This is a genomic window from Amphritea pacifica (assembly GCF_016924145.1).
Classification (GTDB): Bacteria; Pseudomonadota; Gammaproteobacteria; order Pseudomonadales; family Balneatricaceae; genus Amphritea; species Amphritea pacifica.
The window spans coordinates 72,605-86,319 of record NZ_JAFFZO010000001.1 but is presented as its reverse complement, the minus strand read 5'-3'; the positions used below and the strand labels follow the sequence as shown (position 1 = coordinate 86,319).

Annotated in this window: 14 protein-coding genes; 4 read left to right on the top strand and 10 right to left on the bottom strand. The window is 53.3% G+C overall.

Going from position 1 to position 13,715, the window contains the following annotated elements; genetic code table 11:
• Positions 1–62 precede the first annotated feature (62 nt).
• The gene (locus tag JW499_RS00385) at positions 63–659 is read left to right on the top strand and encodes a pyridoxamine 5'-phosphate oxidase family protein (protein ID WP_205208721.1); all 597 of its coding nucleotides are present in this window, start codon (positions 63–65) and stop codon (positions 657–659) included.
• 65 nt (positions 660–724) lie between these two features.
• Positions 725–1,555: a tetratricopeptide repeat protein gene (locus JW499_RS00380; protein WP_205208720.1), complete on the top strand. Its 831-nt coding sequence runs from the start codon at positions 725–727 to the stop codon at positions 1,553–1,555.
• A 2-nt stretch (positions 1,556–1,557) separates the two neighbouring features.
• Here the strand turns inward: JW499_RS00380 and JW499_RS00375 are convergent, their stop codons facing one another.
• Both JW499_RS00375 and JW499_RS00370 read right to left on the bottom strand, forming a co-directional pair.
• On the bottom strand, positions 1,558–2,259 hold the full coding sequence (locus tag JW499_RS00375) for a hypothetical protein (protein ID WP_205208719.1): 702 nt from the start codon (positions 2,257–2,259) through the stop codon (positions 1,558–1,560).
• Between the two features lie 66 nt (positions 2,260–2,325).
• Complete coding sequence (locus JW499_RS00370; RefSeq protein ID WP_205208718.1) at positions 2,326–2,931, bottom strand: HD-GYP domain-containing protein; 606 nt, start codon at positions 2,929–2,931, stop codon at positions 2,326–2,328.
• A 141-nt stretch (positions 2,932–3,072) separates the two neighbouring features.
• Between JW499_RS00370 and JW499_RS00365 the strand changes: the two genes are divergently transcribed.
• Positions 3,073–3,525, top strand: a complete 453-nt coding sequence (locus JW499_RS00365) for a hypothetical protein (RefSeq protein WP_205208717.1) — start codon at positions 3,073–3,075, stop codon at positions 3,523–3,525.
• A gap of 8 nt (positions 3,526–3,533) precedes the next feature.
• Here JW499_RS00365 and JW499_RS00360 read toward each other — a convergent pair whose 3' ends face one another.
• Positions 3,534–4,154 carry a LysE family translocator gene (locus JW499_RS00360; protein WP_205208716.1) on the bottom strand — a complete coding sequence of 207 codons (621 nt, stop codon included), beginning with the start codon at positions 4,152–4,154 and terminating at the stop codon, positions 3,534–3,536.
• 143 nt (positions 4,155–4,297) lie between these two features.
• Entirely contained in the window at positions 4,298–4,984 is a 687-nt protein-coding gene (locus JW499_RS00355) for a TorF family putative porin (RefSeq protein WP_205208715.1), read from the bottom strand.
• A gap of 286 nt (positions 4,985–5,270) precedes the next feature.
• Here JW499_RS00355 and JW499_RS00350 point away from each other — a divergent pair, with 286 nt between their 5' ends.
• On the top strand, positions 5,271–6,755 hold the full coding sequence (locus JW499_RS00350) for an aldehyde dehydrogenase (protein ID WP_205208714.1): 1,485 nt from the start codon (positions 5,271–5,273) through the stop codon (positions 6,753–6,755).
• Positions 6,756–6,858: 103 nt separating this feature from the next.
• Here JW499_RS00350 and JW499_RS00345 read toward each other — a convergent pair whose 3' ends face one another.
• From JW499_RS00345 to JW499_RS00320, 6 genes are all read right to left on the bottom strand, one after another.
• Entirely contained in the window at positions 6,859–7,356 is a 498-nt protein-coding gene (locus JW499_RS00345) for an RDD family protein (RefSeq protein WP_205208713.1), read from the bottom strand.
• A gap of 128 nt (positions 7,357–7,484) precedes the next feature.
• Positions 7,485–7,712, bottom strand: a complete 228-nt coding sequence (locus JW499_RS00340) for a formate dehydrogenase subunit delta (RefSeq protein WP_205208712.1) — start codon at positions 7,710–7,712, stop codon at positions 7,485–7,487.
• Positions 7,713–7,714: 2 nt separating this feature from the next.
• On the bottom strand, positions 7,715–8,590 hold the full coding sequence (gene fdhD / locus JW499_RS00335; RefSeq protein ID WP_205208711.1) for a formate dehydrogenase accessory sulfurtransferase FdhD: 876 nt from the start codon (positions 8,588–8,590) through the stop codon (positions 7,715–7,717).
• 1 nt (position 8,591) lies between these two features.
• A complete protein-coding gene (gene fdhF / locus JW499_RS00330) occupies positions 8,592–11,492 on the bottom strand; it encodes a formate dehydrogenase subunit alpha (RefSeq protein ID WP_205208710.1) in 2,901 nt (966 codons plus the stop codon).
• 2 nt (positions 11,493–11,494) lie between these two features.
• Positions 11,495–13,090: a formate dehydrogenase beta subunit gene (locus JW499_RS00325; RefSeq protein WP_205208709.1), complete on the bottom strand. Its 1,596-nt coding sequence runs from the start codon at positions 13,088–13,090 to the stop codon at positions 11,495–11,497.
• Positions 13,090–13,581 (bottom strand): formate dehydrogenase subunit gamma, encoded by a 492-nt coding sequence (locus JW499_RS00320; RefSeq protein ID WP_091356944.1) that lies wholly within the window; start codon positions 13,579–13,581, stop codon positions 13,090–13,092. Before JW499_RS00320 ends, JW499_RS00325 begins: the two co-directional genes overlap by 1 nt.
• Positions 13,582–13,715: the final 134 nt, after the last annotated feature.

The following is a 13,715-nucleotide window of genomic DNA, read 5'->3' as shown; positions in this document are numbered from 1 at the left end:
AGATCCACTATAACGGCTAACCTGTGACTTTCAAACCTACCATTGAGAGCAAAGGACGAAAGATGAGTGAGATTAAAGTGACTGAGCGCACCCGGGTGAAACGGGGGCGTAAAATCGCCAACTATGACCGGGATACCATCTACAGCATTCTTGATGAGGCCTGGGTGTGTAATATCGGTGTCAGTCGCGATGGTCAGGCGATGGTGCAACCCACCTCTCACTGGCGGATAGGCAATGAACTGTTTCTGCATGGGTCAGTTAAAAACGGTCTGTTTCAACAGGTGATGAAAGGTGAAACCGCCTGCATTACGCTGTTTTTGCTGGATGGACTGGTATTTGCGCGTTCAGCGTACCATCACTCGGTGAATTTTCGATCGGTCGTAGTGTATGCAAAAGGACGGTTAGTGGAAGACCCCCGGGAAAAACGACAAGCGCTTGATGCGATGCTGGATAAATACAGTCCTGGCCGTTCAGCGGAAGCCCGTCCGCCAAATGATATTGAGATGAAGGCGACGGCCGTGTTTGCTTTTCCAATAGAGGAGGTGTCAGCCAAGATTAGAGTCGGCGGGCCTAACGAAGAGCCGGAAGATATGGCACTGGATATCTGGGCCGGGGTTAAACCTGTTGTTTCGGTAGTGGGAGAATTGATTCCGGATTAACCAATTCGTTATCAGTAGTGACCGGGCTTCGCCTATACTGACTGTAATATATACAGGGGGGCGCAATGGTTTACGACTTGAAACGAACCGATAGTTGGCTGGCTGTTCTCGTAGTGGCAATGCTGCTGCCAGGTTGCGCCACTTTTACAGACCTGGCCGGAGTAAAGGATAACCCCCAGGCTGCAAAGCAGACATTCAGTCAGGGGCTGGATGTCACTCAGGGCAGAGGCACTGAACAGGATTACCGGCAGGGCGTCACCCTGTTCAGGGAAGCTGCTATGAATGGCTCTGCTGAAGGGGCCTATATGGCAGGGATGTCATATCTGACAGGCAGAGGCGTTGAAACCAGCTTCACCGAGGCTGCTCACTGGCTGGATCTGGCAGCCCGGAAAGATCATCCCGGGGCACTCTATCAACTGGGGGTGCTCTATATGAATGGACGAGGCGTGGACAAAAACCGACTCTGGGCCGGTTTTCTGTTAAGTCGTGCGGCGGATCTGGGGCATCAACAGGCTATTTTTGATCTGGGCGTGGTCTATGCGCGGGGGTTGGGGTTGCCGCAAAGCCCGGCGGCAGCCTGGTACTGGTTTTCGCAGGCAGAAAAGCGAGGCGTACCACTGGCTACCGAGTTGAAAAATCGGATGTACTCACTGAGCAGTCCGTCTTCCCGCCAGTATATGACGCGGATTATGGCGTACAATGGCGGTCGTGTGGATCGTTCAACCACCCTGTTTTTGCAACTCAGATTGCAGCAACTGGGCTATGATTCCGGGACACCCGATGGCATCTGGGGAGTTAAAACCAGCTATGCTTACCGGCGTTTCAGCCGCCAGGAGCTGTTATTGAGTGATCTGGAGATTAACTGGCAGAATCTACAACTGATCAGGGACTTTTAACCTCACACCTGTGAGTCTGTGCCGGTTGTTGAGGCTCCGCTATTATCGTCCGGTGTTTCGTTGTCCTGCTCGTTATCAGCATCGGGGGCAGTCTCGGTTTCAGGGGCTATACCTAACAGATCGTTCACTGCAGATATCACCTCTTCATTCAGTTCTCTGTTCGCAGCCTGACCCAGAAAGTTCATGGCCTCCTGTTCCAGGGCCGCGCGCTCCTCTTCAGTTGCCGCTGTTCTGGCCGCAGCAACAGTTGCTTCGTACTGGGCAATCAGGCCCACTGCTGAGTTGGGGGCAGCATGGCTTCTGGCCGTTGCCGAGGCGTGGGCAGCATTAAGTCTGCCCAGACTGGCAGCCACCGACTTTTGATTATTGCCCAGCCCTTTTCCATGTCCGAGGCCGTTACTGCCTGCTGTCGCTGACTTTCCCGGGCCGTTGTTGTCATGGCCAAATGCATACCCATTGCCGTGACTACTGCTGGCTGAATTACCATTGCCGCCGCTATTGCCGCCGCCGTTTCCACCGCCGTTTCCACCGCCGTTTCCACCGCCATTGCCGCCGCCGTCTCCGCCCTTGGCGATGGCCTGATTTCCAAGATTAAACCCAGAGAGTTGTTGGGTGATCAGTGGGGCAAAGGTCAGCGTCAGCGCCAGTGTCGCTGTTGTTAAAAGGGTCTGCAGGTGTTTAGAACGCGGTGTGTTAGAAGACATAATGGGCGGCCTCATAGAAGGATACCCTTCAGCCTAATATGGTTTTTAAGGTGCGGCAAATGAATATTATTTTACCCGGTTGTCACTTGTTTCGATAATACGGCAGAAGTGTTTCAGCAGATAGGGGTCGTGCTTGCTGCCTGATTCCCTGTTTATCTGATCAATAATGGCTGAGTGACCACGGCCCATATGATATGAGCGGGTGTAGGCCATGGCATCATAACTGTCAACGATGCCGATAATTCGGGCGCCGACAGGAATGTCTTCACCAGCCAGTTTATCGGGATAGCCGCTGCCATCAAAACATTCATGATGATGGCGAATAATATGTGCGGTTTGTGAGGCACCATCCAGCTCTGTGGAGAGCACAATCTGTTCGCCAATGGCAGGATGTGTATGCATAACATCCCAGTCATCCTGATCCAGTTTTCCCGGCTTCATGAGGATGCGGTCGGGGATGCCGATTTTACCGATATCGTGAAACCTGGAACTGATGCGTAAAGCGCTGATCTGGCCTTCGCAAAGGCCCACCGCTTTGGCCAGTTCGACTGCCAGGGTCTGTACCCGGTCTGAATGCTCCAGTGTTGACTGATCCCTGAAACCAAGGGCGATTGCCAGCGCTTTTGTACGGTTCTCCAGTGTCTGGTAAGTAAACTTTTCAGCAGGACTCATAGACGCTCCTTAATGTTTTGTGTAGCCGATGCTTTGGAGACTGGATTTCGGTTGGTAAACGTGGCGCTATTTTTTTGCTTCATATTTGTTTATCGATCAAAGGACGCTAATCTTTAACTTATAGATAAGGGACTAACCGTTATGCTACAGATTATGAGATACGGTGCCAGTGGTTTTTTGTTACTGCTTTGCCTTACAGGCTGTGCATCTGATGGCCATTTCGGCTCACAAAACTACATTGTCGATCTGGACAAGCAATGTTATTGCATTGAGGGAAGCTCAGATTGTCATTTGTTGTCACTGATCAACCCCTCTTTCCGGGAGGGCTGGATCGCCGATGCCTATGGGATGCCGAAGCAGTATTACAGCTGGAGTGCCAGTGAGCTGGCAAACCTGTTAATAAACCCGCCGGATAATAGTTATCAGCCGGAGCCCATCGGCGGCGGACAATACCGCTTACCACCGACTTTCGCAACCCATATGGTGTGGGATGTGTTGGCAATGGAATACTTTACGTTATATCGGGACGATGATGGCTTTATGTCAGTACTGGAACTGTGGCCCCAGCCACGCCGTTTCTCAGTGCCACACTGAACCGCTTGTCAGCCGACTGCCAGCCAGATTCCCACAGCGATCATCAGTGACCCGGCAATCCGGTTCATCAGTTTGACATTACCCCGGTCCAGCAACAGATGACGCAGCGCTTTTCCGCCGCTGGCGTAGATCAGTAAACAGCTGAACTCTAATAGCAAAATCATGGCGATCAGCATCAATAGCTGCGGTGCCAGCGGCTGCTGCTGGTCAAGAAAGGGGGGCAGCAGTGTGACAAAGAAGGCCCAGCCTTTAGGGTTGGCGATGGCCGTTATAAAACCATTAAGGGCCAGCTGCAGGTTGCCCTGCTGTTTTACGGCTGCTCCGGGTTCTGGCATCACCAGTTTGCCTTTCGACTGCCACATCTGTACACCCAGCCAGCCGAGATAAGCTCCCCCTCCCAGCTTAAGAAAGATAAACGCTTCGGGAAACTGCAACATCAGTGCAGCAACACCAACGGCGGCTGCTGCGGCCACCAGGCCAACACCGATCAGTTCGCCCCACATCATGTGCAGGCTGCGGCGTACACCGATCGACATGCCCAGGCTAAGCGCCAGGGTCATGCACATGCCGGGAGTGATCGATACAAAGAAAAACGTGGGAATAAACAGGGAGAGTAGAGCGATTGACATCCGTGCCTCGGAACCAGAAGATTAAAGCAGGATTTTACGCCCTGACAGATGAATAAAAAAGGCCACACCGAATATTCTGTGTGGCCCGTATCAGGCAGCAGAAGGGGGATATCTGTACGTGCCTGATTGAGTTTTAGTTCCGCTTAGAACGTGCGTGATACGCTTACTAACAGCGTGTTGTCATTACGGAATGCACCTTTATCAATCTCATCAGCATTATCGATGCTGTTAAACAGATACGCCGCTGACAGATCCAGACCGATAGCAGAACCAGAGATACCGACAGAGTAGTCCTGATAGTCGTTAATATCGGCTTTGCCCCAGTAATCCCCGGTGCTGTAACCCGCATGAAGATCCAGGCTGACCGCATCAGTGATGCCATAGCTGTAATCCACACTGTAGTACTGAGCGGACTCGCCAGTATTGAAGAAATCGTCAGAGTAAGCCATGGTAAAGCCCAGATCACCGTAATACAGCGCCAGCGCCAGCTCACCATACTCCGCGTCAGTGTTATAGCCGGGGTAGGTATAAAACCCGTAGGAAACGTCGTAGCTCAGATCATCATTGATATCATTGGCAAAGCCAACGTAGTAATCGATCTCCAGCTTTGCATCGTCTTCAAAGTCGACATTGCTACCCCAGATGCCGGCATAAACGCCATTGTCAAAAGCTGCATCCAGGCTGCCCTGAACAGCGGGATCTCCCGCAGACTGTGAAATACCGCGGAAACGGTAATCATTGGTAAATGAAACGGTGCCAGTAACGTCAGCAGCCTGAACTGTCGATGTCAGGGCCATTGCGGCGGCCAGGCCTGTCAAAATCTTCTTCATCGATTTTTCCTGTAATAATTTTTATGGATCTTGATTATCTGCAAATCACGGCATCAGAGGATATACCCAGCAGAGGGTATGCCTTTGGAGGTAGTTTATTGAGGGTAAGCGGTCAGGTTATCTGTATTGCGAAGTGCTCTGCTGCTGTTCATTCAACTACCCCCTGATACATATAGAGGAACTCAAACGGGAGGGAATATACTGTCAGTAAACCTGTATGGCAGACAGCGCTGAGTCTGTTAGTCCGTTTCTGTCAGCAAACAAGAGATTCTGGAGAAGAGAACCGATGAAAAGCTATTCTGAATGGCAAGCCCTGAGCAAGACTCTGAATTTGCATCATCAGGCTTATATTAATGGTGGATTTCAGTCTGCGGTGAGTGGAGAGACGTTCCCCTGTATCAATCCGGCTACCGAGAAGTTGCTTGTGGATGTATCCAGTTGTGATGTTGCCGATGTGAATATCGCCGTTGCTAATGCCCGTGAAGTTTTCCGCTCCGGCGTATGGTCTGAGATGCACCCCCGGGAACGTAAAAAAGTGATGCTCAGATGGGCCGATCTGGTTGAACAGCACAAAGATGAGTTTGCCCTGCTGGATACTCTGGATATGGGTAAGTCGATCTCTGAAATGGTCAATATTGATGTGCCGGATGCCATCGATTGTATCCGCTGGACCGCAGAAAGCATTGATAAAGTCTATGGTGAGATTGCGCCGACCGGGCATGATACTCTGGCGATGATCCAGCATCAGCCGGTGGGTGTAGTGGGAGCAATTACCCCTTGGAACTATCCGCTACTGATGGTCAGCTGGAAGATCGCTCCGGCAATTGCCGCGGGCAACTCAGTGGTGCTGAAACCATCAGAAAAGTCTCCGCTAAGCGCATTGCGGCTGGCCGAGCTGGCGGTAGAAGCGGGTATGCCGGCGGGTGTACTGAACGTTCTGCCAGGCTTTGGCCATACCGCTGGTAAAGCGCTGGCGCTGCATATGGATGTTAATGTGCTGGCCTTTACCGGTTCGACCCGGGTGGCCGGTATGCTGATGGGCTATGCCGGTGAGTCAAATATGAAACGGGTCTGGCTTGAAGCGGGCGGTAAGTCGCCCAATCTGGTGTTTGCTGATGCGGATATTAAAGCCGCAGCGGCCGCCTCTGCAGCGGCTATCTTTTGTAATCAGGGCGAAGTCTGTATCGCCTGCTCCCGTCTCTATGTTGATAAGAGTATTAAAGAGGAGTTTGTAGCGGCGCTGGTTGAAGCCGCTGCCCGGTTCCAGCCCGGTGATCCGTTAGACCCGGCAACCACCATGGGGCCGATGGTTGATGCAACTCAACTGGCAACGGTTGAGCGTTATATCCGCTCAGCTCAGGAGGAGGGTGGCAAGGTGATCATGGGCGGCCTTCCAGACTATCAGCAAGGTAAAGGATTCTATGCCAAGCCTACCATCGTTGATGGTGCCAATAACGCTATGACCTTTGTTAAAGAGGAGATCTTCGGGCCGGTACTGGCGGTCTGTGAATTTGAAACGGAAGAGGAAGCGATCGCGCTGGCCAATGATTCTGTTTATGGTCTGGGAGCAGCCGTCTGGACTCAGAACCTGTCCCGGGCTCACCGGGTCAGCCGCAAAATCGAAAGCGGCATGGTGTGGGTGAATACCTGGGGTGAGGGTGACACCACCGTGCCCTTTGGCGGGGTGAAGGCATCCGGTAATGGTCGTGATAAATCACTGCACGCACTGGAGAAGTATACCGATATCAAGAATGTTCTGATGCGGTTGTAAAACAGCGGCTAGTGCGCGGCTGCGCCCCTGGCCAGACGTCGCTATGCGACTTATCAGCTAAAAAAACCGCCATCTGGCGGTTTTTTTGTAGCGGGATTCAGGGTTAAACTTTTACCACTTTTGTGTTAGCCAACTGGTCATGCAGGCAGCGGTTTTCTTTACTGAAGATAAACACTGAGTCGACGATGCCGATGAATTGTCCGATACCGGGCAACTGACTCACTACAAATAACGGCAGATAGCGGACCCCAAAGATTTTCCAGAAGGGCAGTAGTTGATTGGTATCGTAATCAACCACCCGGATGTTGAACATTTTTTTAGCGATGGTTTGGCCTGAGGTGGCCAGTAGATAGCCATTTAAGAGTGCGTAGAACAGCAGTACCAGAGCACTTAAGAGAAGGTCTGATGATTCAAACTGCTGACCTTCAATCCGGTCGTATAGACCTAACAGAAACATCGTGGGAACAAACACAACGAGGATGATAATCGTATCAAGTAACGCCGCCCAGAACCGGGTCCAGCGTCCTGCCAGAACCGTTTCATGCTGTTCGTCCAGTTCTAAATTTGCTTGTGGAGCAGAGTAGATATTTTCATCATTCATAGTGACCGTCCCTAGTATGCTATGTGAAATTTGCTACCTCAAAGTCTGCCTTAAACTGAGCGTACTGACAATTAAAATTGCTATCACAGCAGTTTTTCTGCCGGACAGGGAAGTGAAGCGTTATCTCTCTAACCAGCACTAGACATAAGACCGATCGCTTTTCTGGCGATAGGGGTTAGCTCATCCCCCCCCTGGTTTAAATATTCAGAGATTTGCGCCTTCATCGACCGCGCCCAGAATTTGGACAGGTGGTTGGCTACCATCTCCGCCTCAGCGTTTTCGTCGCCAATATGGGTGTTATTGGCAGCGATCTGGTTGGCCATGCGGATCAGGCTGGTAAGCTGATGATTTGCCATTGTTATTCCTCGTTATCTCTTGTTGGAGAGAGTCCTGACTGGTTATAGACGACATGACGCCCGGGTCTGGCAAAACCAATCAGGTTGAGCCCCGCCTGTTTTGCCAGATCCAGAGCCAGGCCGGTGGGGGCTGACACTGCAACCAGCGTACTGATGCCACCACTGGCGGCTTTATGTACCATCTCATAGCTGGCACGGCTGGAGACCAGCACAAACCCCTCACTCAGGGTGGTGTGTTTGCGTTGCAGTGCCCCGAGCAGTTTATCCAGAGCGTTGTGGCGACCGACATCCTCTCTCAGCAATTGGATATTGCCTTCGTTGTCACACCAGGCGGCACCGTGACAGGCACCGGTTATCCCTTGCAGGGGTTGTTTATCCGTCAGCCTCTGCAGGGCCGCCTCTATTGCTTCAGGCCCTGGAGGTGGTGATGTGGTAACGGCCTTTACGGGGCGGATCGCCTGTTGCAGCGATTCTGCGCCACACAGACCGCAACCGGTACGACCGGTGAGATTACGGCGACGCTGTTTTAGCTGCATCGAACGCTGTGTGGTAATCGATATCTGAACTTCGATACCGGCTGCCAGACTCTGTGGATCGGCCATTACCAGATCCAGACCGTAAATCTCTTCCGGTTTTTTGATGATCCCTTCACTCAGGCTAAAACCCAGAGCGAAATCTTCCAGATCGCAGGGACTGGCCATCATCACAACATGGGAGATGCCGTTGTAGACCATCGCCACCGGAATCTCCTCGGCGATACTGTCCAGCGCATCCAGCCACTGCCCCTGTTGCCAGCGGGTCACGGCGGATTGCTGATAACAGCTTTCCACCGTGACCCGGCTTTCGGGGGTATCTGCCTGGGGTTTCTTCAGCGCCATCTTACTTACCTGCAATGGCAGACTCTTCTGAACGAGGCTCGTTTAAACGGGCTTTGTTCAGATGGCCTAGCTGCTGCTGGTTAAAGTCGCGATAGCGTTGCTGCCAGTCCGATGGTTCGGTGACTTTTACCGCCTGTACTGCAGTGACCTTATACTCGGGGCAGTTGGTCGCCCAGTCGGAGTTATCCGTGGTGACCACATTGGCGCCACTGTGCGGATGGTGGAAGGTGGTGTACACCACTCCCGGTTGCATCCGTTCAGAGATTTTCGCCCGCATCACGGTCTCACCGGCACGGCTGGCGATGCCAACCCAGTCGCCATTATTGATGCCACGATCTTCTGCATCCTGTGGATGTAGTTCCAGCACATCGTCATCATGCCATATCTGGTTATCGGTACGGCGGGTTTGTGCGCCCACATTATACTGTGACAGAATGCGGCCGGTGGTCAGCAGCAGCGGATATTTGCGGGTTGAGCGCTCCTCCGTGGCGACATACTCGGTGATCGCAAAGTGACCTTTGCCAATCGGAAAGCTCTCCTCGTGCATGGTCGGCGTGCCATCCGGTGCCATCTCATTACAGGGCCACTGAATGCTGCCCAGCTTTTCCAACCGTTCATAGCTGACATGGGTAAAGGTTGGCGTCAGCTGAGCGATCTCATCCATGATCTCTGATGGATGGTTGTAGTTCATTGGATAGCCCAGGGCATTGGACAGCGCCTGAGTTACCTCCCAGTCCTGCAGCCCCGCCAGTGGTGGCATCACTTTGCGCACCCGGTTGATTCGTCGTTCAGCGTTGGTGAAGGTGCCGTCTTTCTCCAGGAAGGAGGAACCCGGCAGGAACACATGGGCATACTTCGCCGTTTCATTGAGGAAGATATCCTGAACCACCAGGCACTCCAGTGAGCGCAGCGCCGCCTGGACGTGGTTGGTATTAGGGTCCGATTGTGCAATATCTTCGCCCTGACAGTACATCCCCTTGTAGGTGCCATCCAGTGCGGCATCGAACATGTTCGGAATCCGCAGACCCGGTTCGTTATCCAGTGTGACGCCCCAGGCCGATTCAAAGCGGGCGCGTACGGCATCGTCAGCAACATGCTGATAACCGGGTAGCTCATGGGGGAAGGAGCCCATATCGCAGGAGCCCTGTACGTTATTCTGACCCCGCAACGGGTTAACCCCAACCCCTTCGCGGCCAATATTACCGGTGGCCAGTGCCAGGTTGGCGATACCCATTACCATGCTGGAGCCCTGGCTATGTTCAGTGACCCCCAGACCGTAGTAGATGGCGCCGTTCTTCGCGTTAGCGTAGATGCGCGCAGCGCTGCGCAGTTCAGCGGCCGGAATACCAGTGATCGATTCGGTGTTCTCCGGTGAGTGACGTTCTTCGCTGATAAAGTTGCGCCAGGCGTTAAAGGCCTCGGTGTCACAACGTTCGGCGATAAAGGCTTTATCTTCCAGCCCCTCACTCATAATCACATGCGCCATCGCATTGATAAAGGCGACGTTGCTGCCGGGACGCAGGGTCAGGTGGTGCTGAGTCTGTACATGGGGGCTCTTCACCAGATCGATACGGCGTGGGTCCGCAACAATCAGTTTTGCACCCTGACGCAGCCGTTTCTTCAGCAGAGAGCCAAATACCGGGTGGGCATCGGTGGGGTTAGCACCGATCACCATCACCGCATCGGCCTGCATGACTGAGTCAAAGGTTTGGGTACCGGCGGATTCACCCAGAGTGGTTTTAAGACCGTAACCGGTGGGTGAGTGACACACCCGGGCGCAGGTATCGGTGTTGTTATTGCCAAACGCTGCGCGGATCAGCTTCTGCACCAGATAGGTCTCTTCATTGGTGCAACGGGAAGAGGTGATCCCGCCGATGCTTTCGCGGCCATATTTTTCCTGAATACCGCGTAGTTTGGTTGCGGCAAAGCTCAGGGCCTCATCCCAGCTGACCTCCCGCCACGGCTGATCGATTGAGTCACGGATCATCGGCTTGGTAATACGGTCTTCATGGGTGGCGTAACCAAAGGCAAAACGCCCCTTAACACAGGAGTGGCCGTGATTCGCCTGACCACCCTTATAGGGCACCATGCGGATCACTTCGCTGCCTTTCATCTCCGCCTTAAACTGGCAGCCAACACCGCAGTAAGCACAGGTGGTAACAACACTGTGTTCCGGCTGGCCCGCTTCAATCACTGATTTTTCCATCAGAGTTGAGGTTGGGCAGGCCTGGACGCAGGCGCCGCAGGAGACACACTCAGAATCGAGGAACGGCTGGTTCTGACCGGGTGAAACCTTAGAGTCGAATCCGCGGCCATCGATGGTCAGCGCGAAAGTCCCCTGAACCTCTCCGCAGGCGCGTACGCAGCGGGAGCAGACGATACATTTACTCGGATCAAAGCTGAAATAGGGGTTGGAGTGGTCTTTTTCCGCCTGCAGGTGGTTGTCTCCGCTGAAACCGTAGCGCACTTCCCGCAGACCGACTTCACCGGCGACATCCTGCAGTTCACAGTTGCCGTTGGCCGGACAGGTGAGGCAGTCCAGCGGGTGGTCGGAGATATACAGCTCCATAATGTTGCGGCGCAGTTTCCCCAGACGTGGGTTCTGGGTGGTGACCTTCATACCGGCTTCTGCCGGTGTGGTGCAGGAGGCCGGGGTTCCGCGCCGGCCCTCAATTTCGACGGCGCAGATGCGGCAGGAACCAAAGGCTTCCAGATTGTCAGAAGCACACAGTTTAGGAATATTGATATCGGCCAGCGCTGCAGCACGCATCACTGAAGTACCTTCGGGGACGGTGATGGAGACACCATCGATCTCCAGCGTGATCAGGTTTTCTGAAACGCTGGCGGGGGTGCCGTAATCTTTGTCAAAATCTTGCTGCTTAGGATTGAAGTACTGAAGCATGATCAGGCCTCCCCATGGTTGTATGGCGCGGGTTGATTGAAATCCTCAGGGAAGTGCTTCACGGCACTCTGTACCGGGAAGGGTGTCATTCCTCCCATGGCACATAAAGAACCGTCGATCATGGTTTCACACAGATCACTGAGCAGTTCCATATTTGCTGCACGGTTTTCGTCGTTACGGATGCGGTCGATTACCTCAACGCCGCGGGTAGAGCCGATGCGACAAGGGGTACATTTACCGCAGGATTCAGCGACACAGAACTCCATTGAGAAACGTGCCTGCTCTGACATATCCACAGTATCGTCAAATACCACGATACCGCCATGTCCGAGTGCGGCACCGACCGCCTGGAACGATTCATAATCCATCGGCGTATCCCACTGGCTTTCCGGCAGATAAGCACACAGCGGGCCGCCCACCTGAACGGCACGCATCGGACGGCCACTGAAAGTGCCACCGCCATACTCTTCTAACAGCTCACGCAGGGTGACACCAAAGGCCAGCTCAATCAGCCCGCCGCGCTTGATATTGCCTGCCAGCTGGAACGGCAGAGTGCCCAGCGAGCGTCCCATACCGAAGTCAGCATAGGCCTGACCGCCCCGGGACAGAATATAAGGGATCGCCGCCAGAGACAGAACGTTATTGACAATGGTTGGCTGGCCAAACAGGCCGACAATCGCTGGCAGGGGCGGTTTAGCCCGCACCATACCGCGCTTACCCTCAAGGCTTTCCAGCAGCGACGTCTCTTCGCCGCAGATATAGGCTTTGGCCCCCAGGCGAACTTCCAGATTGAAGGTTTTGCCGCTATTGAGAATGTTGTTGCCGAGAAAACCGGCGGCTTCCGCTTTAGCAATCGCTTCGTTAAGGATCTGGTGTGCCACCGGATATTCTGAACGCAGATAGATATAACCCTGGTCAGCGCCCACGGCGAGACCGGCGATGGTCATCCCCTCAATCAGCATATAGGGATCGGCTTCCATCACCATCCGGTCAGCAAAGGTTCCAGAGTCGCCTTCATCAGCGTTGCAGACGATATATTTCTGATTATCCCGGGTTGGCGTCGCATCCAGTACGGTTTGCCATTTAATCCCGGTGGGAAAGGCGGCGCCACCACGGCCACGCAGGCCGGAGGCTTTAACCTCATCAACGATACTCTGGCTATCCATCTGCAGCGCTTTTTTCAGGCCATTAAAACCATCCAGTTGCTGGTAATCCTCCAGTGACACCGGGTCGGTAATACCGGCGCGGGCAAAGGTAAGTCGCTGCTGTTTTTTTAGGTAGGGTATCTCTTCGGTGAGTCCCTGACACAGCGGGTGGGAGGTTTCGCCGCTGAGAAATGCCTGATCAAACAGACTGTCGATATCGTTAGACTCAACCGGTCCGTAGGCGATCCGTCCGCCAGCGGTTTCTACCTCCACCAGGGGTTCCAGCCAGAACAGCCCCCTGGAGCCGTTGCGGATGATCTCGATGGTTTCGCCACGCTTTGCAGCTTCTGCTGCAATTTCGCGGGCCAGACGATCGGCACCCATGGCCAGCGCTGTAGTGTCCCGGGGGATAAAGATCTTTGTCACTGTATTATTTGTTACTGAACTGGACATCAGTGAACCTCCAGCGTTTGCGAACGCAGTTCATCGACCAACTGATCAAATTTTTCCGGAGTGACCCGGCCGACGATCTCATCATTGATTCGTACTGAGGGAGAGCAGGCGCAGTTACCCAGGCAGTAAACCTCTTCCAGCGTGATATTCTGATCGCTGGTGGTACCGTGATAATCCACTCCCAGAGTTGCCTTGGCATGGGCTTCCAGTTGACGTGCGCCCATCGACTGACAGGCCTCAGCGCGGCAAACCTCAATGGTGTGTTTGCCCGGGGCGGTTGAGCGGAACTGGTGATAAAAACTGATAACGCCGTGGATATCCGCGCGGGACTGATTCAGTGCTTCTGCGATCAGCGGAACAGACTCCGGGGGGATATAGCCCAGTCGGTTCTGGATCTCATGGAGGATTGGTAGCAGGGCTCCGGGTTTATGCTGTAAACCGGAGATGACTTCCCTGACTAGCGGCAACATCTGCTCGTTAACTGCGGTCATTTTTTTATTCTCTTAAACATATGAAGTGTAGTTCATATGTCTCTGTATTGAGGTGATAATACATGAGTTATGTACTTTATAGCTCTGTTTAAAGTAGCATTAGTCGCTGTTATACGAAATATGAAATATTGTGC

Coding starts and splice junctions, on each gene's coding strand:
- fdhD (WP_205208711.1), bottom strand. CDS start 8,590: ATGGCGCTGAAGAAACCCCAGGCAGATACCCCCGAAAGCCGGGTCACG.
- JW499_RS00355 (WP_205208715.1), bottom strand. CDS start 4,984: ATGAAGAAGATTTTGACAGGCCTGGCCGCCGCAATGGCCCTGACATCG.
- fdhF (WP_205208710.1), bottom strand. CDS start 11,492: ATGCTTCAGTACTTCAATCCTAAGCAGCAAGATTTTGACAAAGATTAC.
- JW499_RS00325 (WP_205208709.1), bottom strand. CDS start 13,090: ATGTCCAGTTCAGTAACAAATAATACAGTGACAAAGATCTTTATCCCC.
- JW499_RS00380 (WP_205208720.1), top strand. CDS start 725: ATGGTTTACGACTTGAAACGAACCGATAGTTGGCTGGCTGTTCTCGTA.
- JW499_RS00370 (WP_205208718.1), bottom strand. CDS start 2,931: ATGAGTCCTGCTGAAAAGTTTACTTACCAGACACTGGAGAACCGTACA.
- JW499_RS00345 (WP_205208713.1), bottom strand. CDS start 7,356: ATGAATGATGAAAATATCTACTCTGCTCCACAAGCAAATTTAGAACTG.
- JW499_RS00385 (WP_205208721.1), top strand. CDS start 63: ATGAGTGAGATTAAAGTGACTGAGCGCACCCGGGTGAAACGGGGGCGT.
- JW499_RS00365 (WP_205208717.1), top strand. CDS start 3,073: ATGCTACAGATTATGAGATACGGTGCCAGTGGTTTTTTGTTACTGCTT.
- JW499_RS00340 (WP_205208712.1), bottom strand. CDS start 7,712: ATGGCAAATCATCAGCTTACCAGCCTGATCCGCATGGCCAACCAGATC.
- JW499_RS00320 (WP_091356944.1), bottom strand. CDS start 13,581: ATGACCGCAGTTAACGAGCAGATGTTGCCGCTAGTCAGGGAAGTCATC.
- JW499_RS00350 (WP_205208714.1), top strand. CDS start 5,271: ATGAAAAGCTATTCTGAATGGCAAGCCCTGAGCAAGACTCTGAATTTG.
- JW499_RS00360 (WP_205208716.1), bottom strand. CDS start 4,154: ATGTCAATCGCTCTACTCTCCCTGTTTATTCCCACGTTTTTCTTTGTA.
- JW499_RS00375 (WP_205208719.1), bottom strand. CDS start 2,259: ATGTCTTCTAACACACCGCGTTCTAAACACCTGCAGACCCTTTTAACA.